The organism is Natrinema soli (genome assembly GCF_028618695.1).
Window position 1 is genome coordinate 1 of record NZ_JAQIVI010000100.1, and the last position, 23,529, is coordinate 23,529.

31 protein-coding genes and 8 pseudogenes are annotated in these 23,529 nt (G+C 56.7%); 34 read left to right on the forward strand and 5 right to left on the reverse strand.

The genetic code is table 11. The features are described from left to right. The 15 genes and pseudogenes from PGX04_RS07085 to PGX04_RS07150 form a co-directional block, all read left to right on the forward strand. Window positions 1–577: zinc-binding dehydrogenase (locus PGX04_RS07085; protein ID WP_273737873.1), on the forward strand; the 577-nt coding region annotated here is incomplete at its 5' end. A gap of 280 nt (window positions 578–857) precedes the next feature. Beyond that, the gene (locus PGX04_RS07090; RefSeq protein WP_273737874.1) at window positions 858–989 is read left to right on the forward strand and encodes a hypothetical protein; all 132 of its coding nucleotides are present in this window, start codon (window positions 858–860) and stop codon (window positions 987–989) included. A 731-nt stretch (window positions 990–1,720) separates the two neighbouring features. Continuing rightward, complete coding sequence (locus PGX04_RS07095; protein ID WP_273737875.1) at window positions 1,721–3,064, forward strand: IS4 family transposase; 1,344 nt, start codon at window positions 1,721–1,723, stop codon at window positions 3,062–3,064. A gap of 202 nt (window positions 3,065–3,266) precedes the next feature. Continuing rightward, window positions 3,267–3,521 (forward strand): SWIM zinc finger family protein, encoded by a 255-nt coding sequence (locus PGX04_RS07100; RefSeq protein WP_273737876.1) that lies wholly within the window; start codon window positions 3,267–3,269, stop codon window positions 3,519–3,521. A 66-nt stretch (window positions 3,522–3,587) separates the two neighbouring features. After that, window positions 3,588–4,049 (forward strand): hypothetical protein, encoded by a 462-nt coding sequence (locus PGX04_RS07105; protein ID WP_273737877.1) that lies wholly within the window; start codon window positions 3,588–3,590, stop codon window positions 4,047–4,049. Window positions 4,050–4,175: 126 nt separating this feature from the next. Beyond that, complete coding sequence (locus tag PGX04_RS07110; RefSeq protein ID WP_273737878.1) at window positions 4,176–4,394, forward strand: hypothetical protein; 219 nt, start codon at window positions 4,176–4,178, stop codon at window positions 4,392–4,394. A gap of 72 nt (window positions 4,395–4,466) precedes the next feature. After that, on the forward strand, window positions 4,467–4,820 hold the full coding sequence (locus tag PGX04_RS07115; protein ID WP_273737879.1) for a hypothetical protein: 354 nt from the start codon (window positions 4,467–4,469) through the stop codon (window positions 4,818–4,820). Beyond that, window positions 4,817–5,277, forward strand: a pseudogene (locus PGX04_RS07120) (hypothetical protein). The gene PGX04_RS07115 and the pseudogene PGX04_RS07120 overlap by 4 nt, the downstream one beginning before the upstream one ends. Beyond that, window positions 5,277–5,621, forward strand: a complete 345-nt coding sequence (locus PGX04_RS07125; protein ID WP_273737880.1) for a hypothetical protein — start codon at window positions 5,277–5,279, stop codon at window positions 5,619–5,621. The pseudogene PGX04_RS07120 and the gene PGX04_RS07125 overlap by 1 nt, the downstream one beginning before the upstream one ends. Next, window positions 5,621–6,007 (forward strand): DUF7567 family protein, encoded by a 387-nt coding sequence (locus PGX04_RS07130; protein ID WP_273737881.1) that lies wholly within the window; start codon window positions 5,621–5,623, stop codon window positions 6,005–6,007. The genes PGX04_RS07125 and PGX04_RS07130 overlap by 1 nt, the downstream gene beginning before the upstream one ends. Before the next feature lie 100 nt (window positions 6,008–6,107). Beyond that, on the forward strand, window positions 6,108–6,431 hold the full coding sequence (locus tag PGX04_RS07135; protein ID WP_273737882.1) for a DUF8118 domain-containing protein: 324 nt from the start codon (window positions 6,108–6,110) through the stop codon (window positions 6,429–6,431). Next, on the forward strand, window positions 6,428–6,604 hold the full coding sequence (locus PGX04_RS07140; protein ID WP_273737883.1) for a hypothetical protein: 177 nt from the start codon (window positions 6,428–6,430) through the stop codon (window positions 6,602–6,604). Before PGX04_RS07135 ends, PGX04_RS07140 begins: the two co-directional genes overlap by 4 nt. Window positions 6,605–6,606: 2 nt before the next feature. Then, window positions 6,607–6,765 (forward strand): DUF7563 family protein, encoded by a 159-nt coding sequence (locus tag PGX04_RS34515; RefSeq protein WP_425498439.1) that lies wholly within the window; start codon window positions 6,607–6,609, stop codon window positions 6,763–6,765. Further along, window positions 6,762–7,016: a HalOD1 output domain-containing protein gene (locus PGX04_RS07145; RefSeq protein ID WP_273737884.1), complete on the forward strand. Its 255-nt coding sequence runs from the start codon at window positions 6,762–6,764 to the stop codon at window positions 7,014–7,016. The genes PGX04_RS34515 and PGX04_RS07145 overlap by 4 nt, the downstream gene beginning before the upstream one ends. 106 nt (window positions 7,017–7,122) lie before the next feature. Next, window positions 7,123–7,359 (forward strand): annotated as a pseudogene (locus PGX04_RS07150) (transposase); the annotation flags it as partial. A 213-nt stretch (window positions 7,360–7,572) separates the two neighbouring features. On the opposite strand, the gene PGX04_RS07155 reads toward PGX04_RS07150, so the two are convergent. Continuing rightward, window positions 7,573–8,391 carry an IS5 family transposase gene (locus tag PGX04_RS07155; protein WP_273737885.1) on the reverse strand — a complete coding sequence of 273 codons (819 nt, stop codon included), beginning with the start codon at window positions 8,389–8,391 and terminating at the stop codon, window positions 7,573–7,575. A 90-nt stretch (window positions 8,392–8,481) separates the two neighbouring features. Between PGX04_RS07155 and PGX04_RS07160 the strand changes: the two are divergent. Together PGX04_RS07160 and PGX04_RS07165 are read left to right on the forward strand one after the other, a co-directional pair. Continuing rightward, window positions 8,482–9,137, forward strand: a pseudogene (locus tag PGX04_RS07160) (IS1595 family transposase); the annotation flags it as partial. 3 nt (window positions 9,138–9,140) lie between these two features. Further along, a pseudogene (locus PGX04_RS07165) lies at window positions 9,141–9,662 on the forward strand (IS1595 family transposase); the annotation flags it as partial. A gap of 44 nt (window positions 9,663–9,706) precedes the next feature. Here PGX04_RS07165 and PGX04_RS07170 read toward each other — a convergent pair. Next, on the reverse strand, window positions 9,707–10,363 hold the full coding sequence (locus PGX04_RS07170) for a helix-turn-helix domain-containing protein (protein ID WP_273737886.1): 657 nt from the start codon (window positions 10,361–10,363) through the stop codon (window positions 9,707–9,709). A 160-nt stretch (window positions 10,364–10,523) separates the two neighbouring features. On the opposite strand from PGX04_RS07170, the gene PGX04_RS07175 reads away from it, so the two are divergent. After that, window positions 10,524–11,477, forward strand: coding sequence for a ferritin family protein (locus PGX04_RS07175; protein WP_273737887.1), 954 nt, complete (start codon window positions 10,524–10,526; stop codon window positions 11,475–11,477). Window positions 11,478–11,548: 71 nt separating this feature from the next. Next, a complete protein-coding gene (locus PGX04_RS07180) occupies window positions 11,549–11,827 on the forward strand; it encodes a hypothetical protein (protein WP_273737888.1) in 279 nt (92 codons plus the stop codon). A gap of 164 nt (window positions 11,828–11,991) precedes the next feature. On the opposite strand, the pseudogene PGX04_RS07185 reads toward PGX04_RS07180, so the two are convergent. Together PGX04_RS07185 and PGX04_RS07190 are read right to left on the reverse strand one after the other, a co-directional pair. Then, a pseudogene (locus PGX04_RS07185) lies at window positions 11,992–13,062 on the reverse strand (ISH3 family transposase); the annotation flags it as partial. 54 nt (window positions 13,063–13,116) lie between these two features. Next, complete coding sequence (locus PGX04_RS07190) at window positions 13,117–13,317, reverse strand: hypothetical protein (protein ID WP_273737889.1); 201 nt, start codon at window positions 13,315–13,317, stop codon at window positions 13,117–13,119. A gap of 460 nt (window positions 13,318–13,777) precedes the next feature. On the opposite strand from PGX04_RS07190, the pseudogene PGX04_RS07195 reads away from it, so the two are divergent. The 12 genes and pseudogenes from PGX04_RS07195 to PGX04_RS07245 form a co-directional block, all read left to right on the forward strand. After that, a pseudogene (locus tag PGX04_RS07195) lies at window positions 13,778–14,173 on the forward strand (transposase); the annotation flags it as partial. A 422-nt stretch (window positions 14,174–14,595) separates the two neighbouring features. Then, entirely contained in the window at window positions 14,596–15,279 is a 684-nt protein-coding gene (locus tag PGX04_RS07200) for an IS630 family transposase (RefSeq protein ID WP_377042304.1), read from the forward strand. 41 nt (window positions 15,280–15,320) lie between these two features. Then, on the forward strand, window positions 15,321–15,665 hold the full coding sequence (locus PGX04_RS07205) for a hypothetical protein (protein WP_273737890.1): 345 nt from the start codon (window positions 15,321–15,323) through the stop codon (window positions 15,663–15,665). Window positions 15,666–15,772: 107 nt separating this feature from the next. Next, window positions 15,773–16,096 carry a DUF8118 domain-containing protein gene (locus PGX04_RS07210; RefSeq protein ID WP_273737891.1) on the forward strand — a complete coding sequence of 108 codons (324 nt, stop codon included), beginning with the start codon at window positions 15,773–15,775 and terminating at the stop codon, window positions 16,094–16,096. Beyond that, window positions 16,093–16,278 carry a hypothetical protein gene (locus tag PGX04_RS07215; protein ID WP_273737892.1) on the forward strand — a complete coding sequence of 62 codons (186 nt, stop codon included), beginning with the start codon at window positions 16,093–16,095 and terminating at the stop codon, window positions 16,276–16,278. The genes PGX04_RS07210 and PGX04_RS07215 overlap by 4 nt, the downstream gene beginning before the upstream one ends. Beyond that, window positions 16,271–16,435, forward strand: coding sequence for a DUF7563 family protein (locus PGX04_RS34520; protein ID WP_425498440.1), 165 nt, complete (start codon window positions 16,271–16,273; stop codon window positions 16,433–16,435). The genes PGX04_RS07215 and PGX04_RS34520 overlap by 8 nt, the downstream gene beginning before the upstream one ends. A 54-nt stretch (window positions 16,436–16,489) precedes the next feature. Beyond that, window positions 16,490–16,639 (forward strand): hypothetical protein, encoded by a 150-nt coding sequence (locus tag PGX04_RS07220; protein WP_377042306.1) that lies wholly within the window; start codon window positions 16,490–16,492, stop codon window positions 16,637–16,639. A gap of 569 nt (window positions 16,640–17,208) precedes the next feature. Continuing rightward, complete coding sequence (locus PGX04_RS07225) at window positions 17,209–17,364, forward strand: hypothetical protein (RefSeq protein ID WP_273737893.1); 156 nt, start codon at window positions 17,209–17,211, stop codon at window positions 17,362–17,364. After that, window positions 17,361–17,738 (forward strand): hypothetical protein, encoded by a 378-nt coding sequence (locus PGX04_RS07230; protein ID WP_273737894.1) that lies wholly within the window; start codon window positions 17,361–17,363, stop codon window positions 17,736–17,738. Before PGX04_RS07225 ends, PGX04_RS07230 begins: the two co-directional genes overlap by 4 nt. A gap of 225 nt (window positions 17,739–17,963) precedes the next feature. Beyond that, window positions 17,964–18,158, forward strand: a complete 195-nt coding sequence (locus PGX04_RS07235; RefSeq protein WP_273737895.1) for a DUF7557 family protein — start codon at window positions 17,964–17,966, stop codon at window positions 18,156–18,158. Further along, entirely contained in the window at window positions 18,158–18,553 is a 396-nt protein-coding gene (locus PGX04_RS07240) for a PIN domain-containing protein (RefSeq protein WP_273737896.1), read from the forward strand. The genes PGX04_RS07235 and PGX04_RS07240 overlap by 1 nt, the downstream gene beginning before the upstream one ends. Before the next feature lie 1,089 nt (window positions 18,554–19,642). Next, complete coding sequence (locus PGX04_RS07245) at window positions 19,643–20,671, forward strand: DUF7995 family protein (RefSeq protein WP_273737897.1); 1,029 nt, start codon at window positions 19,643–19,645, stop codon at window positions 20,669–20,671. Window positions 20,672–20,883: 212 nt separating this feature from the next. On the opposite strand, the gene PGX04_RS07250 is transcribed toward PGX04_RS07245, so the two are convergent. Continuing rightward, window positions 20,884–21,132: a hypothetical protein gene (locus PGX04_RS07250; RefSeq protein ID WP_273737898.1), complete on the reverse strand. Its 249-nt coding sequence runs from the start codon at window positions 21,130–21,132 to the stop codon at window positions 20,884–20,886. Between the two features lie 174 nt (window positions 21,133–21,306). Here PGX04_RS07250 and PGX04_RS07255 point away from each other — a divergent pair. From PGX04_RS07255 to PGX04_RS07265, 3 genes and pseudogenes are all read left to right on the forward strand, one after another. Beyond that, window positions 21,307–22,307 (forward strand): annotated as a pseudogene (locus tag PGX04_RS07255) (IS630 family transposase). Between the two features lie 8 nt (window positions 22,308–22,315). After that, window positions 22,316–22,528 (forward strand): annotated as a pseudogene (locus tag PGX04_RS07260) (TlpA family protein disulfide reductase); the annotation flags it as partial. Then, complete coding sequence (locus PGX04_RS07265; protein WP_273737899.1) at window positions 22,525–23,187, forward strand: cytochrome c biogenesis CcdA family protein; 663 nt, start codon at window positions 22,525–22,527, stop codon at window positions 23,185–23,187. The pseudogene PGX04_RS07260 and the gene PGX04_RS07265, both read left to right, overlap by 4 nt. Window positions 23,188–23,529: the final 342 nt, after the last annotated feature.

Below are 23,529 nucleotides of genomic sequence, written 5' to 3' on the forward strand. Positions count from 1 at the left end.
CCACCGCGTGGACGTCACCCCCGGTGACTGGGTCGCGGTCCACGGCTGCGGCGGCGTCGGTCTCTCCGCGGTTCACGTCGCCAGCGCGCTGGGCGGGAACGTCATCGCGATCGACGTCGTCCCCGAAAAGCTCGAGTTGGCCCGGGAGCTCGGTGCGATCGAGACGGTCGACTCCGAGCGCGTCGACGACGTTCCCCAGGCGGTGAAGGGTTACACCGAGCGGAGCCGCGGCGTCGACGTCTCGATCGACGCGCTCGGGATCGCGGAGACGGTCCGAAACTCGATCAACTCGCTCGGCAAGGGCGGACAGCATCTCCAGATCGGAATGACGACGTCCGAGGAGGGCGGTGACGTTTCCATTCCGGTCGACACCATGGTCACCGACGAACGTGAGTTCTACGGCTCCTACGGGATGCCGCCCAACGAGTACGACGAGATCTTCCGGATGATGGACGGCGGAAAGATCGATCCGGGGAAGATCGTCACGGAGACCTGCGCGCTCGAGGAGGTTCCCGACGTGATGGACCGGCTCGGCGAGTACGACACGATGGGAATCCCGGTCTGTACCGAGTTCTGAATCGACGCACTCGTCGGACCGCAACCGGTCGTCGGGACGTAGCCCGACCACCACAGCAATGATGTCACGTCGTCAATAGTCGGTATGGCCGCAATCGAACTCGAGTAAACGGCTTCCGAACGGAGAGGATGTCAACACGTTCCTCGACCAGTGGGCACTGAGCGTCTACGAAGGGCTGACCCGTTGGCTTCGAGCAGCCGCGGGCGGGATCGATCCACGAGATGTATCGCTCGAGATCCTCCTCGGGAGAAACTATCGTGACCCGCTCGAGGAGCGGGCTGTGTTCGATCGGCTTCGTGGCCCAGCCAATCTCGAGATCTCGTTCCCCTTCCAGGAGGTGCCCGAGGCGCAGGGAGGAAACGGGAATCAGATGGGGTGGATGACCGACGAGGTCGAGAAGAGGTCAGGGTGACAGTGGTGATCTAGGAGACGCGAACAGCGGACAAGACGGGGACGAGGCTGTCCAAAGAATTGTGCGGATGTACGTGAAGTGTGGTGATCGGAGTGGAGGGGCGCTTCTGTGATGCGTGGGTTCTAGCCCACCCACTCACCGCCTCCCACCCACCTCCAGGTTCCAGGCTGCTCGCTCGCTCTCTTCGAGCTCGCTGTGCTGCCGGGCTTTCCCTGTTGGTTCTCGTTCACTCTGGACAGCCGGTGGTGTTGTTCGCTCCTCATGAGGAGTAGAGGGATCAAAAACGATGCAAACTGCCAGCCGGATCACGAACCCACTCGCCGTTGAGTTCACTACCGAATCTGATTCGACCGTCGAGCATTCCCGCTTCGACGTATTCGACGCCCCTGAGCACACGAACACGAGCTGTGACTACTGCGGGAAGTTCGGGCTTGTTCCGACGCACAGATGTGAAACTGCCTGTGACCTCGACGTTCAACTGATCTGCTCCGACTGCGAGAGCGCGTAACTCGAGGTGATAGACCAGTCTAACGGTAGTTACACCCAATCTATGTCACCATTACCATCAGCACATCCGATCGAGCGACTTGACCCGACCCAGCGGACGCTCCGACGCGCCCAGTACGAAGCCTTCGAGTTCGAACTTGTTGTGCAGGCATCCGTTCTAGGCTAACTGGAGAAGACGCAGAGACCGCCAGCTGTTAGCGGTATGAGACCCGGTGGAGAGGTGTATGACTCTCCCACCGGATTCGGTAATAGAAGAACGGCTGGTAAAGACGTTTCCGAATACCCGGCTGCGCGAGCTTGCTCGCGCAACCGGGTTGGTCCAACGCGACGGCGGAAAACTCGAGGCTGATGCCCTATTTTGGTCGCTCACACTCGGATTCGTTACCGGACACTATCGAACACTCGAAGAGTTCCGTCAGGAATACATCGATACCTTCGGCGGAACACTTCGCTACTCATCGTTCCACGATTGGTTTACCGAGGCGCTCTGTGCGTTTCTTCGAGAGGTCCTCAAGGACGCGCTTGAGGACCTCGAAGCTGAGGAAGACCGTCTCCAGGGCCGATTCGACCAGTTCCGCGAAGTGTTTCTGATCGATATGACGGTTATCACGCTGTATCAGTCTCTCTTGGGCGTGTTTCCAGGGTATGGCGACGACCACGCTGGAGCGAAGCTCCACGTGGTCGAAGCCGTCAGCACGGGACTTCCAGCTGACTTCACCATCACAGACGCGCGTACGCACGAGTCAACGCAACTCTCAACCGGTCCATGGGTTGAGAACGCCCTGCTGTTGTTCGATCAAGCGTACTTCGACTACCGGACGATGGATCTGATCGATGCCAATGGCGGTTGGTTCCTCACGCGACTCAAGCCCAACGCAAACCCTGAAATCACCGGCGAATTCAGGAAATGGCGTGGCAACGCCATTTCCCTGGAAGGAACGCAGGTCCAGGAGATCTTGGACGATCTTCACCGAGACGTCATCGACGTCGAGGGCGAAGTCGGCTTTGACCGACGCGTCTACAACGGCACGGCTTCGCGTGCCGTTGAGACGTTCCGTGTCGTTGGCGTCTGGAACGACGAGGAACAACACTATCACCTCTACATCACGAATCTGCCGGTTGAAGAGTATCGCGCGCCTGATATCGCGAAGCTCTATCAGGCGCGCTGGGAGGTCGAACTCCTGTTTCGAGAGCTGAAACGAGTGTACGGGCTTGACGAAGTCACTTCCAGCAAGCCCGAAGTCGTGGAAGCAATGATTCTCATCGGGTTGCTCTCGCTTGTGATTAGCCGCACGCTCAGGGAGCTGTTCATCGAGATCATCGAACACCAGCAAGAAGACCGCAGCGACGACGACGTTGACGCGTCGTCGCTGCTTCCCCGAGAACGGTGGGCGCGAGCGTTCAGCCGGCGAAGTGATCAGATTCTCTGCCGAGTCGCTGAGCGACTCGGCTACGAGCCACCGAGCCTCGTCGAATCACTGCTGAACGATGCGCTGGATCCGAACGCTCACCGCTCTCTGCTGTTAGAGCGGGTCCAGTACGAACCATTCGAAGCCGATCTCGCGTAATCCGCCCTAACGAGGCTGGATTCGTGAGGATTGCCAGCGACAGCTCTCGGGTTCGGTGGACTGTTCGGAGCGCTCACCACGGTGAGCGCTCCGATAGCCGCCTCATCTCGGAGCATTTGCCTGCGACTGACTGTGCTGACGCGACCAACGAACAGAATCCTGGTTCGCTCCCCCCGGATACAGCGGAATTAGCCTAGAACGGATGGTTGTGCAGGGCGTCCTCGTTCGCAACGCCAGTCACGCAAATCCCGAGGACCATGAGTACCTAGTGACGATCGAGGACGGACTGCCGCACAGCTGTCCGTGCCCGGCAGACGAACACCACCAGGGCGCGTGCAAGCATCGCGTTGCAGTCGCGATCCGAACGCCCGTTCTCGAGGCTGCACGCAACGCACAGCGGATTCAAAGGCTGAGGACCAGTGGGGTGCAAGCCACAGCAACTCCGCCGGCTCCGTGATTTATTCACTGTTATCATACCCGTGAATGAGAATGAATAAGCGTGTGGCCGGAGGGAGAGCGTATCATGGATGAGAAACTTGTCGAGCGTGTTCTCACCGAAGAGGACGACAACCGTACGGTCACCAAAAAAGTATCAGATAAACTCGCTAGATTTTCGTTGGCAGCGGTTGCTGAACTGATCTTTGATGTGTATTATCGCAATTTCAGGCAGATGGTTGAGAATCCGTTTGAGGTCGGATGTATGTGTCTCGCTGTTGGGTATCTGGTTGCGTTGGTAAGCTACCCACTAGCGTGGCTGGCCGGGTCGAACGCATTGTCCTTCTGGCATGTCCTTTCACCGGCTGGCTCATCGTTCGGCGAGAAGGAGATTGTCACGGAATTGGTGGGATCAGACGGATATATTCTGTTGAGCTTGCTTCTTGACGGTAGTTTGTGGCTTTTGCCAGGGCTTGTGCACATTGTTGGTCTTCTGCTGAGCCTTGTTGGAGCGGTGCTTTTGGTGCTCTGGGCGGCCTTCAGACGGTGACATCCTCTCACCCTCAAAGCGCGCCTGTTTCACCGTAACACGAAGCCAACCGGAACAGCCCTGGACACTCAACTCCCCGCTCGGTGGTGTTGTTTCACCCTTCGGGAAGGGTGGAGGGTATCACAGATGTCACGAGCAGACGAGACGACAGCACAGCCAGCAGAGACACCCGATGAAGCACAGTCCATCGGTGAGACGACGCCACTTCCACGACGGTTCCTCGCGACTGCCAGCGGGCCGGTCGACCGGATCACTGACTACGGTGACGAGACAACCGAGCGGGTTCGTGCCGACATCTCCATCGAGTACTCGATCGAGACGCTCGAGGAGTTCGCCACGTTCTAGGGCTTCCGCGATTACCGTAGCTGGAAGCGAGCGGCTCTCGAGGCTCTCCTCGAGAGACAGGAACCCGACGCTGTGACGTACGCCGTCGACGAGGATGACCTCGAAGCGTGGGACATTACGGTCGACGGACGTGTCGAAGCGTTCGCAGGGCTCGTCGAGACAATGGCCGACTACACAGGACGAGACCCTTCTTGCCGAGACGCAATCCCTCACCGGATTGCAGCTCGGATCAACGGTCTCACCGATGGTCGCCAGACGACTGACGACGTTCTCACGGAGTTCGCTGACGAGCTGCACCGGGCAGAGCTGTGGGGGCATGGAGCGCACCTCGCTCTTCTGAACGTCAGACACGCCCACCACGAGCCGATTGAACAGCAGGCCGCAACGCTTGCTCGCACTCTCAGTGACGACGAGGTGAGCCGATGAGCGAGCAGTCGATCAAACTTGGTGATGTCTGTTTGGATCTGCACAGGGGCGGCCAGTCCACGTGGTCACCGATACTGGCCAGACCGTAGCGGAGTGGTCCGAGGCAAACAACTACAATCTGCTCGATAATTACGGGAACTCACGATTCGACGCAACCAACGACGATCGTGTGTTCGATGTCGTCTACTGTTCAAATCTGAAGTCCAGACCTTCGAAAACCTACGCATATCCGGAGTCGCGGCTTGGCCGCATCGAGAGCGAGACAGCCGATGCTGGCCGTCAGGTCGCCGATCGTGTGGTCGTCACCGTCCTTGAGAAGTTATTCGAACGAGCAGCCACGGACGACGATGGAGCTGTGACCGTCCTCGAGCGCTATACCGACGTGAGATATGAGGACGAGGCCGCTGAAGCGCGTGAACTGGCTGAGGTCGATCGGATCATCAGAGGTGAGGCGTGATGGTGGCAGATCTACTGACGTACGTCGACGAGATTGACGCACCCGAGGACACGCTCACCGAATCGCAAGTGTGGGCGCTTCGTCAGGGCGTGCAGGCGGCGATCGATCGCGGTGACGAGAGTCTCTCACTCCCGTCGAGAGCGCTCTTACCGGGTCGATGGCATCATTGGGGCATCGGCGTCTCTGTCTGGGTCCATAACAGCGGCGTAGTCGTCCTCCAGAAGGACGGGAACACGATCGTGACCGATATCTCGATGCTCGAGCACGTTTCGCTGGTACTGGCTGGTGCCCACGCCAGGATCGGTCACGTGACACGGATCGGTCCAGAGAGAGGTGACGAGTGATGGCGATCGTCGACACTGAAGAGCGGTATGCTGGTGCGTTCGACACGGTGAAGTGTCCTGTCTGTGGCTCCGACGAATGGACACACCTTGTCTACCAGGGCGTTTTCTGTGCGACCTGCAACACTCGGTGTACGCTGCGTGAACCGTCTGACGACCAGGGCTTCATCGCCGAGTTCGACAGCCAGTACACATGGTCCGTCGAAGAGGCTGAGCCGATTCCCGAGACTGATGAGTACGGTGCGCTCGCATCGGGCAAGTGGCTTGGATCCGAATCTCGTGGCTACGATCGCTACTGGTTTTTGGCGTATGCAGACCACGTCGATGGTCGCGAAAGCGAGTGGGAGCCAGCGTGGGACCGAGAGACAGTGAACGCAGAGGCTGACTAGAGCTCAACCAGACACGAAGACAACCAGCGACAGTACTGGACGCCCAGCTCCCCGCTCGGTGGTGTTGTTCTCCCCTCGAAAGCGGTGGAGGGTTTGACAGATGAGCCGATTCAGAGAGCTGAAACAGATTGTACAGCGATCCGAATACTATGAAACCGACATGGGCCGAAAACTGCGCCTGCATGCAGAAGACGAGATGATTGCTCGTACAGAGTGGTTGGTTCCCGACGGCGGGACCGTAGCCGCCGAGGCTACTCGGAGTGAGTCCGAGAAACCGACGTGCACGCGGCATGTCGAACCGCCGGAACAGGGCGGGAAGGCGTACGTCCGATGTACGTACTGCGAACGCGAGCTACTGGTCGAACTCGGTGGACAGGACAACCTGTCGCATGCGCCCGACTGTCCAGAGCGTGAGTCGCGATGAGCGAGTCCACCGATAGCTGGTCTGACGAACGAGTGCAGGCCGAACTCGAAGCAGTGCTGGCCGATCTGCAAACGCTCGAGGAGCACCTGGCCGAACCGTTGACTCTCGCAGATGCAATCGCTGAACTCGAGACGACGCGTGCAATGTACGAACATGCGGCTGTGGAGGTGTGACGATGCCAAAATGTTCGAACTGTGGTGCGCACGTCACAGAACAGTACAAGCGGGTATTTGCGGACAACACCGGAACGCTCTATGCCTGTCCGAACTGCCGATCTCAGCGCGAGCGATATCATGGAGCAGGGGCCGGGCTACGAGTGGAGGGCGAGCTATGACAACTAAGCAACTTGAATACGAGTGGTCGGAAACGCCGCCGAGTATCGCGATTATCGAAGCGATCGCGAGTCTCGAAAACTGCCCGTCAACAGAGCTGGGACCAACCCACGGGATCGTCCTGTCCGAGACGATCGACCCCGAAGCGCTCGATCGACTCGTCACAACCAGCGAATCGATGTCAGTCGTGTTCTCGGTCGACAAGTACGACGTCAAACTCACCGAGACGATGCTGCTCATTCGCGCTACCTGAGAGACGATCACTCGATCAGCAGGGAGTCGTGCGTACTGTATACTCTGTCCGCTCATCTCGACAGACCGTAACATCGATCTGACTGGCGAATCAACAACGGTCAACGATGGACGAAGAGTCAGCTCAAGTTTTCCTCCCACCGCGTGAGCGATGCTTCGAGCGTCTCCGTCTCGCCCGGTTCGGCGAGACGGTGACGTGTGTTCACTGCGAGAATAATGCTGTCGTCAAGCGGGGTACGACCGGCAAAGATGCCCAGCAATACTGGTGTAAGGCGTGCGAGACCTACTTCAACGACCTCACGCACACGCTCTTCGGCCAGCATCGGTTCGGCCTCGAAGAAATGTTGCCTTGTTGATCGCAAGACTGCGTCGGGGTGGGGTCGATTACTCACAGTTTCACGGCGTCAAAGGCGGATTTTCGGAGCCAGAAGATGCAGTAGCAGTCACCAACGGCGGTTGCTGAAGGGTCAGAACTATGTCATCGTGCACCCTTGGTCAGGTGACGACGGCGATGCCTCTCCCAGATACGTTCAGAGAAGGGGAGCAGGCGGCGAGCCCTAACTCGCCGCCTGCGTGAGGTTATGCACAATGCACTTGCGAGTCAGCTCCCGGAATTGGCCGTGCCAACTCCGGGAGCGGAGCTTCTCGCCGTCGTCTTCCTTCAACTGCGAGAAGCCTGTTTCACTCATCCAGCGCTGGTGGTAGTCATCATCGTCCATCCGGGCGTTGTGGGCCTTCTGCAACGGTGTCTGTTCCCTGTGCTTGATCAACGGCCGTGTTGAGGTGGAGCGACACTCCTCACGGAGGTCGCTCCACGAGTAGTTCGCATCAGCAGACAACACACGCAGGTCTTCCGCATTCCGGCGGAAGACCTGCATCCCAATGTGACCATCCCAAGCTTTCTGCGTCGTGTAGTGAACGTCCTTGATCGCTAATGAGTTCACGTCGATCAAGATCGTCGTCTTCATCGACTGGAACGAGTAATTCGCGCGGTCGCGGTAATGATAGCTGGTTTGGTCGCGCTGGAAGCCGCTCGCGTCAATGGCTGCTTCACCACTCCAGCCCGCCTGCTCCGCCGAAGCGCGGAGCAGGCGGCGGAGTTCGCGCATCCGGTACTGTTGTTCCCACCGACAGAGCGAACTGTAGTGCGGTGCCTCGTCGAGTTCGAACACGGCGAGAACATCGGGCATCTCGTTGAGGTAGTCCTCGGTTTCACGGAGACTCTTCTCCAGTTCGACGCGGAACAGAATCACCGCGATCTGCATCCACTCGGCGTACCCGTCTGCGCCGTCCGGCGCAGCGGGTACGTCCGGATCGTCAACGTGCTGTTTGGCAAGATTTCGACACATCCAAGCAAGCCGTCTGAGCGATGCCATATCGACAGACGGCGTCCATTTCCCGGTTAATCTGGCGGAATATCACTGTGAAAGCGTCTGAACCTGCCGTCACTCGGCGGCAAAACAAGGCAAGAAATGTTCTACATCGTCAAGGAGATGCGATCTGATCCGACCGCTCAGATCGCTCGTGATCTCGATCGCGACTACGAAGCCGTTCTCAACTTCGTTCACAAAGTCCAGAAAGTGAGCGGTGAGATCGACGAATTCGATCTCTACGGCGTGTGCGAAGCTGACGAGGTCTACGTCACGGCTGATGAGAAAGGACTCGAAGACGAGGATTCGAGTCCGCGCGAGCGCGGACTCTCAAAAAAGGACGCGGAACCTTCGAGTCAGACAAACCGCCAGTCTTGACACTCGTCCGTCGGGATGACGGACGAATTCGATTTCTCGTCTGTAAAGATCTGCAAGACGCTGATGAAGATATCGCCGAATACGGCGACGGCAGCGTCATTCTCTGCACTGACGGCTACACGATCTACGACGAGATCGAGGACAAGGAGGGGGTGGACGGCCATCTGGCCGTCACCCACTCCGAGAGCTACGTGATCGGTGATGGTCACACGAACACGTGTGAAAATCGCCATAGCTTCCTTCGCCAGTGGCTGGCGAAATTCCGTGGTGTCTCGAAACATCACCTCCAGAAATACCTCGGTTTTCTCGAACTGAAGCTTAACTCACCGAACGATTGGTTCGAGAAACTGCTGTGTTACGATGTATCGGGATGAGCGTACGCCGATACCCTCCTCAGCATCAACCAGATTGCGCCGTTCCTTGACCGCGCCTACAACATGGTCTACGACGGTATTCGACGGATGGAAGCCGCGTTCGCGCGCGGCTCCCCGACCGTCTGGGACTGCGTGGCCACACGATCACTGACCAACGCAGGTGGATGAAACCCAGAAGGTCTGATCGGGGTTCAAAGGACAAGACCCGCCCCGGGAGGGGCTGTCCCGCGGCAGGTCGCCAGAGGGCGGACGAACGCGATGGACGGGAGAACAGGGCGACGAGATGACGCTCGTCGTGGCGTGCGGCGACGCGCTGCGGGTAGTGTCGGCCGAAGAAGGCTCTGCATACGACGAGACTCTCGGGCCGGTGGTTGAGGAAGCAGGCGATCTCTCCCAGCCGCTGGGAGAGAGCTGGACTGACGAATTACCTGCTTACCTGGCATGGAATGCAATCGCCGTACCGTGATCCACGATAAGGAGTCCGTCTCAGACGACAGTGTTCACACGAATCAGATCGAGCTCCTCTGAGAACCGCCTCGACCTCCTCGTCGATCAATTGAACAGAAGTATCATAATCTCGGTCCAACCATCTCCTGAACTAAACATGCTTCGATCTTCTGAAGGTGCTCGCCAACCGTACTGGAGTCAAGGCTGAGAGCGTCAGCGATCTCCTCAATTGTAACTCGTCGGGGGATTTGATAGTAGCCTTCCTCAACAGCAATCGTCAGAATCTCCCGCTGACGGGAGGTCAGGGAGGCGAACACGTCGTCGAGGGTGGGGTCATAGTCACTGTTTGCTTCGAGTGTTACTTGGAGGGGATTCAGAATCGTCGCAATCGCTGTCTGGATCGTTGCGTCGTCCCCAATGAGTCTGACGCGAACTCCGCACTCTTGAGTACACTTAATCGGAGTGTCGAGAACGAACTCAAACATCTGGACGATGGTGAGCAGTGCCTTCACTGTGAAATTACCCTCCAAGTGAATATAGGCGAGTCCGGCCTCTTCGCCCGTCACGTCGGCTGTAATAACGTCTGGATGCTCCGATAGCAATTCCTTTGCGTGCATTAAATCCCCGCTCAATTCATAGAGAACCACAAATGTCCCATCGTTCAGTAGATTGATCTTCTGGATCGTTTCCCGGGTCACGGCTGGGTCAGTGTACAGCGCCCAGTCGACCGGGTGGAGACCACCCTCGTCCGACCTAATGACGATGGTTGCATAGCGCACACAAGCTTGGTAGTTTCTCACAGTTATATGTATACTGCCGGTTCGTCTGTGCGCTACAAATGTTGTGATTCGATGGCTCGCCATCGCTGGGGGTATATTAACTAACCCCGTATGTCGGGGGACAATTTCATTGTGATAGGCGATAACATGTATCTGTGCTATGACGCAGGTAGAAGACATCACTCGAGAAATGCGCCTCGATCCCGATTCAGTCGGGCAGGGCTACTTCGAACACGCAGTGTACAACCACTGGGACCCCTACGAGGACATCCCCCAATCGGACCTCGAGGCCGACCGCGAGAAGATGATAAACGACGAGGACCTCACGGAGGAGGAGTTCGAGGAGTTCATGATGGTGCTCGCGTTGTTCGGTGCGGGCGAAGAGGCTGTGACGGAGGACCTCGCACCGATGGCGATAGCCCTCGACGACATCGACGACCAGATGTTCATCACCTCCCAGCTCTACGAGGAGGGCAAACACACCCAGTTCTTCGACCGCTACTGGCGCGAGGTCGTTCTGCCGGTGGCCGAAGAACGGGGCTTCGAGGCAACCTACCCGACGAACCAGCGGTTTTTCAACGAGGGGTACATCGAACTGTTCGAGAAAAACGAGGCTGCAATGGAGCAGCTATTGACCGACGATACGCCGGAAAACCGCGCGAAAGCGTACTGTCACTACCATCTGGTCGTCGAGAGCGTCCTCGCCCAGACGGGGTACTACGGGCTCACCTCGACGTTCAGTCCCGGTGGCGACGACGACATCCCCCAGCGTGACTTTCCCCATCTCGAAGGGCTGGTGCAGGGCGTCACGTATATCCGGAGCGACGAGGGTCGCCACGTCGGCTTCGGAATGCAGAAAGTTCAAGAGTTGATCGCCGAGGAGGGTGTCGACCCACAAGTCGTCCAAGACACGCTCCAAGAGTTGATGCTACACGTCGCCAACACCGTCAGCAGGCTCACCGCAATCACGGACCCCGTCCCGCTGGTCGAGTATTCGCGCGATAAGCTCACCCGTCGTATCGAAATCATCACCGACGCCGACGCCGAGATTCCCGACGTAGAGACGCTAGTTGAGATCGACGACAGTCCCGACATCGCCGCGGCTGACGACTAACGCTGTAATCAAATAACATCCATCATTTGCCATCGGTTGTCGGTTGTGTTCGTATGTTATGACTGTATCACATGAGACACTTCGATTTCACTATCACGCCGAAAGACGGGTCTCTCCACCCAGTCGATAGGACTATCGCCGAGACGCCCACCATCTCCCGCGAGACGCTGGTTTATGTCAACATATTCGACAACAGCACGGGCGTGATGCTCTATTACCTACAGGGCGACCCCGAGATACTCGAATCACGACTCGACGATCAACCTGATGTCATATCCTACTCAGTAATCGACGTGAAAGACGAGTCGTTTCACCTTTACATTCGGTACTTCCCGAAAATCGCTTCGTGAGCTGTGCTGAGTCGTGGACAAACGGGGTGAATGCCGGTGTGATAACTGAGTGAACAGGAAATAGAATCCACAGATGAGGAGAAGTGAAGTAAGAAGACTGAGATACGCTGTTCTAGGCGAATGCTGTTGCTCACTAGGAGCTTGCCCAAGGCCGCGGGCTGACGTTAGCCCGCGGCCGGCGCGTACGCTTCTGGCACACCTGTTCCGTTCATCTCGATCACCCAACACCGCTCTAGCTCTTCTTCCAAGGCGTGTCTAATCCAGTCAGAGAAGGTCTTGAACGTGAATTCCTCAGGCAGGTCGCGCCCGCCCCGCCGGGGGCGGGCGACGACCGCCCATCGAAGCACAAGCCAGAGGTTCTCCAACAGAAACCCAACCAGGACGAACGCGAAGCGGATGATTGGGTCTTGTGTCGTCGTTACCACTCGTGCTTGACGAACCACACGATAGCTCGTTTCGATCGCTGACCGTTTCCGATAGAGTCGTTCGACTTGTTTCGGCGTGCGATCGGCCAGATCGCACGCCACATAGCCTCGAACGACCTCGCCGCTTTTCCCGCGATCTCCGGCGTGATATGACACAGCGACCGCGAGCGGGAATTCCAGTTCCCGCTCGCGGCCTTTGTACATCCGATAGGTCGTCATGTACGAGCAGTGCGTATCCAGCTTCTTCCTCATGCGCTTGCCCTTCTTTTGGACGGGAACGACAGTCGCAGCAATCTCCCGTGAGCGGCGCAGAATATGTTCGTTGTAGAAGCCACGATCAGCCAAGAGTAGCTCTATCTCGAAGGGATAGGCTTCGACGCGGTCGAGGACGCGCTCGACCGCGTCGGCCTCTTTCTCATCACTACGGACGTAGGTCATCGCCAACGTCACTGGCTTGCCGTTCGAGACGAGATACGCCGTGCAGTACCGGTGGCACGTCGTTGTTCCGTCTTTCGCGTGCATGCGGCAGAGTTCACCTTCTTCATCGGCGTACATTCCGTGGTAAGGGTTATCGACGAAGTCAATGGAGACGATCCTCGACCGATCAAGGTCGAGGATCGTCATCGCTAACTCTCTGAGAAGGCGGTTAGCAACCCGCTCAAGCCACTCTCGGTTGAGCGTATGTAGCCAGTCCATGACAGTATCGTCACAGGCAGCGTTGTCGTTGTCCTTGCATGTCTCCCAGATGGACGTCTGGTTGACTGCTGCAAGAACCACGACAGCCCAGATATCGCCGGGATCGAGGGGCGTAGTACTTAGGAGAAGTTTTGAAAATTCATACCGTAATTTGTACCGTAATACGAGCTAGTTCAGTTCCTCCGCTCGTTCAGCCAGCAACTGAATCAACTCCTGTATGGTGATTTCGTCCTCTTGAACGAGGGTTGTATCGACCGCATATTCGATCGCTTCAGCGTAGCTGGAGCGATCGTGATGGGCCATAATTCGTGTAAGTTTCTCAGCCAACTCATCGCTGATTGTGACTGTTGTATATCCTTCAGGAGGCATAATCCAACATAGAAGCGTAATACGGTAAAAGTTACGGGAAGTATCTTCAGAACTTCCCTTAGGTACTAAGCCCTCGATCCCTGACAAAGGGAGTTGGCAAATGACGTCTTCCGCTAGATCTTTCACATCTGAGTCTGAAAGAACACCGTCTGGTTGAGGGACGCTAAACACATTCACTCAGCCAGACATCTTCCTAATTAGACCAACGCTTTAGCTTCAGCGTATGTGTTTAGCCCGAGCTGATTTCGGTACTGACTCGTAGGAAGCGTTCAACGGACGCGATATGAATAGGCAGCAGAGATTGGATGTGGGTCTCAGGGATGGGCTCCGTCGCGGAGCCCATCCCGTTACCTCTGCTGTCACTGCTGGTTGGTGGAGTCTGTGAACGGTGACGATTTCACTAAGGAACTCAGCTTTGCACGTTGAAGTAGGAGCATGACGTAGGCGGTGGCAAGGACGGATGATGCCGATTACGGATTTCTTGTCGTGTACGCGAGTGTTCGACGAGTTCGAGTCGCTGTCCCCAGCCCAACGTCATCACGCCAAAACCTACGCCACAGGTCTTGTTGCGGCCAGCAACAAGACCGTGGCGGGCATCGCACGCGAAGTCCTTCCAGCTAATAGCAAACGCGCTCTCAACAAGTTCCTCACCGAGTACGACTGGGATGAACAGCAATTCAACCACGAACGCCTCGAAGAGCTCCAGAAACACGGCGAAACACGCTGGTCAACGGATGGCTACATCATCCTCGACGACACCATCACCGAGAAAGCCGGGGACGAAGTCCCCGGCGTCGGCCACTTCTACGATCACGCCGAAGGTGACACCGTCTGGGGCCAAGGTATGTGTTTAGCCCCCTCCAGCTCAGAACGCTAGAAATCAACCATTTCAACCAATTTTTACGGGTGGGGAATAGGAGTTAGAAACGGAACTACTGTCATCCAAAGAAAACGCTGGACGGCAGGGCGGTGGATTTCCGCCGTATCTGGGATCTCCTTATAAACCACTCTTGCTAACGATACCGTGATGCAACCTACAATTGTTAACCTTTCCCGCCTGGTAGTTTTCACTACCAAAATTCCGTGATGATTCTCGGGCTGGGGCTAAACACTTACCCTGTAGCGAACCACCGGAAGGACACACTCGTTGGACGCTCCATCTCCTCGCTGACGAACTCGTGACCCTCGACGAGATCGACTTCGAGTCGATCTCTCACGAAACCGTTCGACAGCGTCTAAAAAAACGCCCTGAAACCGCATCTCTCTGACTACTGGGCGATTCCGCCCGAACGAAACGCTGACTTCGTCTACTACATGGAGGACGTTCTCGACCTCTACCACGAACCATACGACGAGAACCGTCCAGTGGTCTGCTTCGACGAATCCAGCAAAGCACTCCGTGGCCACGAGAGCGAGCCGCTCCCGGCGAAACCGGGAGCGGTCGCACGCGTCGGTCACCGGTACGAACGCAACGGGAAAGAACGGATTCACCTCGCCACCGAACCGCTGACTGGCTGGGTGAATGTCGAGATCACTGAACGGAGACGTACCATCGAGTTCATCGATCGGATGGTCGAACTCGCAGACGACCACTACCCGGATGCCGACTGCATCCGGGTGGTGGTCGATCAGCTCAACACGCACAATCCGGCCGGCTTCTATCAATTCTTCCCGCCTGATCAAGCCCAAGCGTACCTTGATCGATTCGAGTTCCACTATGTCCCCAAGAAGGGCAGTTGGTTGAACATGGCCGAGATCGAACTGAACGTCCTCAAACGCCAGTGTCTCGACCGCCGTATCTATCACGCAGCGACCCTCCGGTCGGAGGTCGCTGCGTGGCAAGAGCATCGGAACGCGGCTGACCGACTCATCGATTGGCAGTTCACCACCGACGACGCACGGATCAAGCTACGCCGACTCTACCCAATTGAAATCAACGAAGACCAGCAAGTCCTGGGTTGAAGCTACACTGAGGTCGATCGGATCATCGGAGGTGAGGCGTGATGGTGGCAGATCTGCTGACGTACGTCGACGAGATTGACGCACCCGAGGACACGCTCACCGAATCGCAAGTGTGGGCGCTTCGCCAGGGCGTGCAGGCGGCGATCGATCGCGGTGACGAGAGTCTCTCACTTCCATCAAGAGCACTCTCGGCTGACCGATGGCATCATTGGGGGATTGGCGTCTCCGTCTGGCTCCACGACAGCGGTGTCGTCGTCCTCCAGAAGGATAGGAACACGATTGTGGCCGATATCTCGATGCTCGAGCACGTTTCGCTGGTTCTGGCTGGCGCCCACGGAAAGGTCGGCCAAATCACACGTGTGGATCCGAGCGAAGGCGAGACGTGAGGTTCGGTTCCTTGGACTCCCTCCATCGCAGGCTCCACAGCGACCGATTCGACCGTGACAGCACGTAGTGTTGTTGCACCCTTGAGAGGGGTGGAGGGTTTGAACCGATGAACCAGTTCAGAACCATCGATCGAGTGGTACAGCGATCCGAATACTACGAAACTGACACGGGCCGAAAACTGCGCCTGCGTGCGGAAGCCGAGATTACTACTCGTACAGAGCAGGTGGTTCCCGACGGCGGAACCGTAGCCGCCGAGGCTACTCAGAGTGAGTCCGAGAAATCGGCGTACACGCGGCATGTCGAACCGCCGGAACAGGGCGGGAAGGCGTACGTCCGGTGTACGTACTGCGAACGCGAACTGCTGGTCGAACTCGGTGGACAGGACAACCTGTCACATGCGCCCGGCTGCCCGGAGCGTGAGTCGCGATGAGCGAGTCCACCGACAGCTGGCCTGACGAACGAGTGCAAGCCGAACTCGAAGCAGTGCTGGCCGATCTGCAAACGCTCGAGGAGCACTTGGCCGAGCCGTTGACGCTCGTAGATGCAATCACCGAACTCGAGACGACGCGTACAATGTACGAACATGCGGACATGGGGCCTGGTAATGCCTGAGTGTTCGAACTGTGGTGCGCACGTCACAGAACAGTACAAGCGGGTATTTGCGGACAACACCGGAACGCTCCACGCCTGTCCGAACTGCCGATCCCAGCGCGAGCGATTTTCAGGAGCAGGGGCCGGGCTAGCAGAGGAGGCGAATCATGGTAACTAAGCAAGGCGAATACGAATAGTCGGAAACGCCGCCGAGCATCGCATTATCGAGGCGATCGCGGGTCTCGAAAACTGCCCGTCAACCGAGCTGGGACCAACCCACGGGATCGTCTTGTCTGACACGATCGACCCTGAGGCGCTCGATCAGCAGTGCAGTGAGCGTGCGAACTGTAAACTCTGTCTTAGTCTCGATTGGCTCTGCTGAAATCCTGTTCTTCATATGTATTTTAGCGTGAAACGCATGCTCACTACACGTGCGTACTACCCACTATGATCGTATGTAAGTTTATTCTGAAGAAATATTAACTCACATCATCACACACTGCCAGATGGGATGACTGAAGACGGGGAGACCCACCGGGCGGTAGCAGTGTGTGAGAACTGTGAGACTGCGTACGCAGTCCGTCTCGGTCCTGATGGCGAAATACGGCCAATCGGGACTGGACGAGGCCCTGATTGTACATGCGGAGATGGAGACTTTCGCATCATGAGCGACGATGCATCTGTTCATGAAGACGCGGATAAGTAGAAGCCGTAGCCAATGCAGCGAAAAGGCTGCATGGACAACAATCGCTATGTGACTTACCTGTACTTACCGCAGAGGGTGCCAAACATATCATGTTCTAAGGATTTCAACAGAGCCTCTCGATTGTATCACTTGGGTTCTCTGTAGCCCTCTGCGCTTCTGACGCGATCGACTGTGGTGTTGCTCACCCCCTCAAAGGGGTGGAGGGCGCGTGTATAAGCAATACGCGCTCTCCAAGACTGATCATCATGCCACTCCTAGACGTATACGAACACACATTCGACGAAGACGTTCCCCTCTCTGAACAGCCGCCCGTCGGAGACGGGGACAGCGAGGAACAGATACTGCCCTACGACCGCCACAGCGCGGACGGAACCGCCGAGGAGGGACGATCCTTCCCATGACGGTCGAGATCCCAGAACACGCGTTAGGACGGCAAGTACGCGCCGCCGAGCGCCTCCACGAGTTCGTGTTGAACGAGCTTCGGATGACTACCGACGACGTCCTCGTGCGTGTCCACGCCGACGGGACGATTACTGTCCAGCTCGCCGCGAGCATCGGGAACGGAAGCAACCCAGAGGTCAAGACACTCGGCCTTCCGAGAGGCCACTGTGGCTTTGTCGGTAGCTACGATGATGCACCAGGACTGTCGCTCGATCTCCACCGTGACTATGTTGCTGAGACCGACGACGCATCGATCCGCCGTGACGCACTCATCATCTTGGAGGAACTCACAACGGATATCTGGGGTAATCGACACCGTATGGGGCCGCGGTGAGCGATAGCACGCTCTCACTGCGCCGAGTGTGGATACGCGAGATCGAGAGACGGACCGCTGCCCAAGTGCGGACCGGACGTGATACCGACCTGTGGGGAGATTGTCACACTCAGCTGATCGTCATGACGATCCAGCATGTCACCAATTTCGTCACGATACATCGTACACTCATAACTGGTGATAGGAGCCGAAACAGCTACAAAGATGAATTCAAAACAAATTCATATGAGCCGAACATCAATCCCGGTTGATTCAGCTACGAAGGAGCGGTTGGATCGGTTGAAACGCGAGGACGAAACGTGGGACGAGTTCTTAGAGCGGATTACCACGCCCGAAGTGCCAATTGAAGCTGGGTCGTGGTCGGATGAAGAGGCAGACCGGGCGAAAGAATCCATCCGGAAGTCGCGGGAAAACTGGTGATGACGTTTCTGGACAGTTCGACCATCATCGAGTATCTGCGTGGGAATCAGACTGTCATCGAGTATCTCGACGAGCGACGACCATGGTGGACGTCGACGATCTGTGTCTTCGAGGTGCTGAACGGCCCTGCAGGATCGACCGATTTCGATCCAGTGGAAGAACGCCAACGATTCGGCGGTGTCCAAGCACTCGAATTCAACGAACAACTTGCACTTGAAGCCTCACGATTGCAGCATACTTCTGTCCGAGACGGAAGCGAATTATCACATCGAGACGCCATGATCGCCGCTACCGCGCGATCGACCGGAGACGAATACGTGGTCGCAGACAGCGACTTTGAGACTGCCCCACTTGAGGACGTAATGGAGATTACAAACCTCCACAACGAAGACTAACCAGTAGTTCACCGAATCAGATTTTGCTCGAAGTTCACAGGCGGTCGTATTGCAGCTCAACAACGCGTCACCGACCTCAAAGATCAGATTCAACAACTCGAAGCACGCCTCAAACGAGACGTCCTCGTCGTGGCCTACGAGGAGTTCGGCATGCGGTCCAAGGCGTTCGACCGGCACTTCACCCCACAGTGCCGCTGGTGGACTGGCCGAGAGACAGGCAGTCGGACCTGGCCCAGAGTCACCGGTTACGATCATCGAAAGCGGGCGACGAGTGAGACAACACGAGTACAGCCGAGAGTGTTGTTCGGCGGTCTCGAGGACTGCGACCATGGAACCAACCATTGACTCCATGACAGCAGCCGTCACGTGCGAAGATTGTGGTGTTGCTCAACCGTATCATCCAGTCCTGGCGATCGAGTGCTCGTCGTGTGGAGCGAAGCCAGGTCGGAAATGCAAGCGACCGAGTGGACATCGCATCCAGCCGCACGCTGATCGGATCACCGCCGCGTATGAGACTGGCTACACAAAGTGTCCGTGCAAGACCGACAACGCCGTGATCTGTGCCGGATCGACCGTTCCTGCAGACATCCCGTTCGACCCTGACGCGGTGACGATCGAGAAGACAGATAGTAAGGAGCTACTTGATCCAGATGCGCTTCCAACACTTCCCTGTTCACTCGGTGCCGAAGGTCTTCCCCCAGTTGGAGCGTCGATGCTGTTGCGACGCTCATCGGCAAGGCCGAGTGCAGACAGCACCCAACAGACATTCTCAGAATTCAGTGATTGTGAGTGACCGAGAAGAGTGAAGCGTCGTTTGGCGAACACACCGCTGCACAGCGCATTCGGGACTATGGACGAGAGAGAAGAGTCAACTCATCGCCTCGACGATAGAAAAGCAAAACATACGGAAAGCGCGGGTGAGGTGCCTCTGACAGCTCTGATTCCCCACATATGTATTAAAAACACATATTGATAACTCTTTTGATCTGTTGACAAGATCTCGTTTCACTTTCACTCTACTACCCGGAGATTAACGAGGGCAGGGATAAGAGCGAAAGTTGACGACACACCGAGGAGTTCCACGACACCATGAACTACGACGATGACGACCGCTGGGAGTTCGCTCCCGAAGGCGAAGGAAGTATTGGCCCCGATGCGACCGACTCGAGAGCCGTCGACGACGGCAGCTACGAACGCATCGACGACTCGCTCGAAACCGATCACGTGGCGTATCCAGATGCTCCTGAACCAGCATCCTACGAGGACGACTCCACCGCTGAGAATCGCTGTGAGTGTGGCACAGAGATCGCTCACGATCGAACAAAGTGCGACTGCTGCCTCATGAACAGCCTCGACTATGGTGATCTGGCGGTCGAACCTGACACCGAGCGCAAGCTCACTGGACTGATTCATGCCCTCATCGACGCGAAAGCCGAGCACAACGCCATTAGCAAAGCCAAGGCCGTCTTCAAAGGAGTAACGGACGATCCCTTCACCACTTCTATCGACGGTATCGACGAGTGCGAAGTGATTGCTGACCTCGAGGGCGAGCTTGTCACGCGCTTCACTCGTGAATGGGGCCAGTTGCCTGGTGCCGCTGCCGTCGAGACGACTGAAGGACAGCGCCAGCTCGATATCATCCGCCAGAACGCCGGCCACGACTACACTATAGCTGCTGAGGAGAGCACCGACAACACCGAGGAAAACCGACTGACGCTCGAGCCAGTGCTGTTCGACGCTGAAGGCAAGCCGATCACTGACATCGAGGAGGTCGGCCAGCTGATCGCTGGCGGTACGCTCGAGCGAACTAGTCCTAACTGGGATATTGACGAATATCCACGACGGGACGAGCCAACACGCACCTGGATCGTTCCCGCGATCGCCCTCGAACACGTCTCCCCACCGGATCGCTCCGAGAACTCTCCTCGCGAGGGGCGAACTCGTCGGAATTTGGAGTGTCGGTCGTGCAGTGAGACGACACGACACACATTCGGTGGCTTCGATGAAGTGCCAGTTCCAGAAATTCCCGACTCACCGATCTGGGAATGTACCCGGTGTCAGTCTTCTCGACACGGACCGAGTCCTGACAGTCCAAGAGCGAACACGCACCACCGCTAAATATAGTGTTGCGTCAATCGTAGACTGATGAGTTCGTTGTCCCGCGCTCAGACGTCCAAGAGCAAATAGTTCTCCTACCACGTACGAGATAACGGTGCGTATCGGTCATGCGACAACTGCATGAACCGTTTGGTGTAGATGACTCACGTATCGCTCGGTACAGAAGACATAGCGCCCACTCTCGATCCAAGGGAATCCGCCTAATCGCTGATCTATTTGTCGCTGAGTTCTGCAATAGCATTGGCGTCAAGATTTTGAAGCGGGATGTCCTCTCCGATCACGAACTCCGAGATAAGCCCACATTCGTGACATTCGAAGACCATCTCCGTCTTGTGGGAAAGCGTCGAGACATCATCTCGCTCGTCGCACTTCGGACATGCGACCCAATCGCTAAATCTGTACTCTGTTGCCTGCTGACCAGTACTAGTGGACTGGTTCAATGTCTCCTCTGTATTGCTCATGAGGACGGAAAAACAGTTGTTAAAGAAGTATTTCAGGGGCGTATTTACGCATCCTTTATAAACGAAGTAGCGCTATACCGCACTATTGGAGTAGCATAGCCGTGCAAGCGGGGTACTGGCTATCTACTATAGTAACCGTTAGAACTTTCTACTCAGAGATGGTTTCTGAGGGTAGTGGATCATCTCGACGAAATCTCTATCGAGGAATTACAAGATGCTCTCGACAACGTGGAGGGGAAGAAGCCGACACAACGGCTCTTAGCGGCAATAGCGTGCAAAAACGGCGTTACACAGACTGAACTAGCCGAGTGGTACGACGTTCAGCGACGCACAATCTATAGCTGGCTCAAGCGACTCGACACCGACGAGTCGCTTGAGCAGGCTGTAACTGACGATCACCGATCTGGGAGAAAGCGAAAGCTCTCAGAAAACGAGCAACAAGAATTCGAAGAAGCTGTCCACGACTTACCCGAAGAAGTTGGGGTTGACGCGCCGGCGTGGACGCCGGCGCTCGTCCAGCAGTATCTCGACGAGACCTACGATGTTGATTACTCAATCCCGAGTTGCCGGCGGTTGCTCAAAGAAGCGGGATTGCGCTATCAAAAACCACGCCGTACAGCCGCCGAATCTAATGCTGACGAGCAAGAAACGTCCCGCGAGGAACTCAAAAATAGCGGCAGGAGATGGACGCCACAGTAGTGAGTATTGATCAAACCAAGAAATCGGTCCAGGTTGAGCCGCGTGCCGCGTGGTTTCCGCGCGGCACGCAGCCGTCTGCCGAATTATCCGGCCAACGCGACTGGACGTGTCTCTTGGGTGCGGTCACCGAGAACGGTGATCGTTTTTTCTCCTGATTTGAAGAGTACGTTACTGCCGATCACGCGAAATATTTCATTATTGCATTATGTAAAGTGTTCGAAGATGATCTACTCGTTGGGTGAGATGGAGCGCCGTACTTTCAGGCGTCGACCGTCACGGATCTGGCGGCCCGTGACGACCTTGCGTTCGTCACGTTACCGACGTTCTCTCCCGAACTAAATCCGGTCGAAGCGTGCTGGAGACAACTACAAACGGCTCTCAGTAACCGATTCTTTGGGTCACTTACTGAGCTTACAACAGCGATCGATACCGCTCTTGATCAACTCTCTATTCCCAAAATGAGCAACTATTTCTAACTCCTACTATAGTCGACTGGTGGGAGAAACACGACGGGAACTGGTCTCTCGGCCTCGATCCGACTGCGGAACTGACTGCACGGTATCTCGCGGGCGGCTATCCCTCCGCCGTCGCGATCGATTCGTCCGGAATCGTTCAATGGTCGGACACCGGCGTCAAAACGGCGGACAAACTCGTGGCGGGGATCGAACAGGCGCTCAAGGCGGGGACGGACGCGTGATCGACGCATCGCTCCTGTCGACGGTCGTCTTCGCACTCACTGCCGGCGTCGCGACCTTCTTTAGCCCCTGTGCGTATCCGCTGTTGCCCGGGTACGTCGGGTTCTACGTCAGCCGGACGGACGGCGACGCATCACTCGGTGGGGCGACGACCCGGGGAATCGCCGCGGGCGTTGGCGTTCTTGGAACGCTTGCAGCCCTCATCGGGGTGACGTTCGTGATCGGCCAGCAGACGCTATCGAACCTCACGGTTTTCGAGTCGCTCGTCGGCGGACTGCTGGTGGTCTTCGGCGCGCTCGTTCTCGCCGGTCGCGCCCCCTCGCTGTCGATTCCGCTTCCGAAGCGGCGCTCGAGTATCTTCGGATTCGGACTCTTCGGTTCGGGGTACGCGCTCGCCGGAGCCGGTTGCGTCGCGCCCGTCTTCCTCGCAGTCGTCGCCCGCTCGCTGTCGCTGCCAACCGAGGCGGCGGCGCTCGTCTTGATGACCTACGTCGGTAGCGTCGTCGCCTTGATGATCGCAGTGACGGTCGCGACCGGAATGGGACTGATCGCGAGTGCAGGTCGGTTCGCGGCCTACTCGGGACTCCTGAAGCGGCTCGCCGGAGGTCTGATGATCGTGGCTGGGGTCGGACAGCTCTATCTGGCACTCGTTGTCTATTAACAGTAATAGTAGCACGATTTCATCATTCAGAATAGCTCGTGTAACTCACGGTCGGTACAGGTTGCAGATGTAGCACAAATGCGCGACCATCTGATCTTCGCTGAGATACAAGGTGTAATTTTATACCTTTTCATCTTATCCATGTTGGTAACGGTACCCACACTATGAGTCTTATCAGTATTTACCACAAATCTATCATACGGTTTAGGAACCAATACGGTATACTATAGGCATTAGCAGAGATACTCATAGATTTGCGGCGAGCTGAGCGTTGGTAGAGCTGCTAAGAGGAACTCTTTGATCCCATTGACCGTTCGAAACAGCTGATTAGCTCGACCTTCC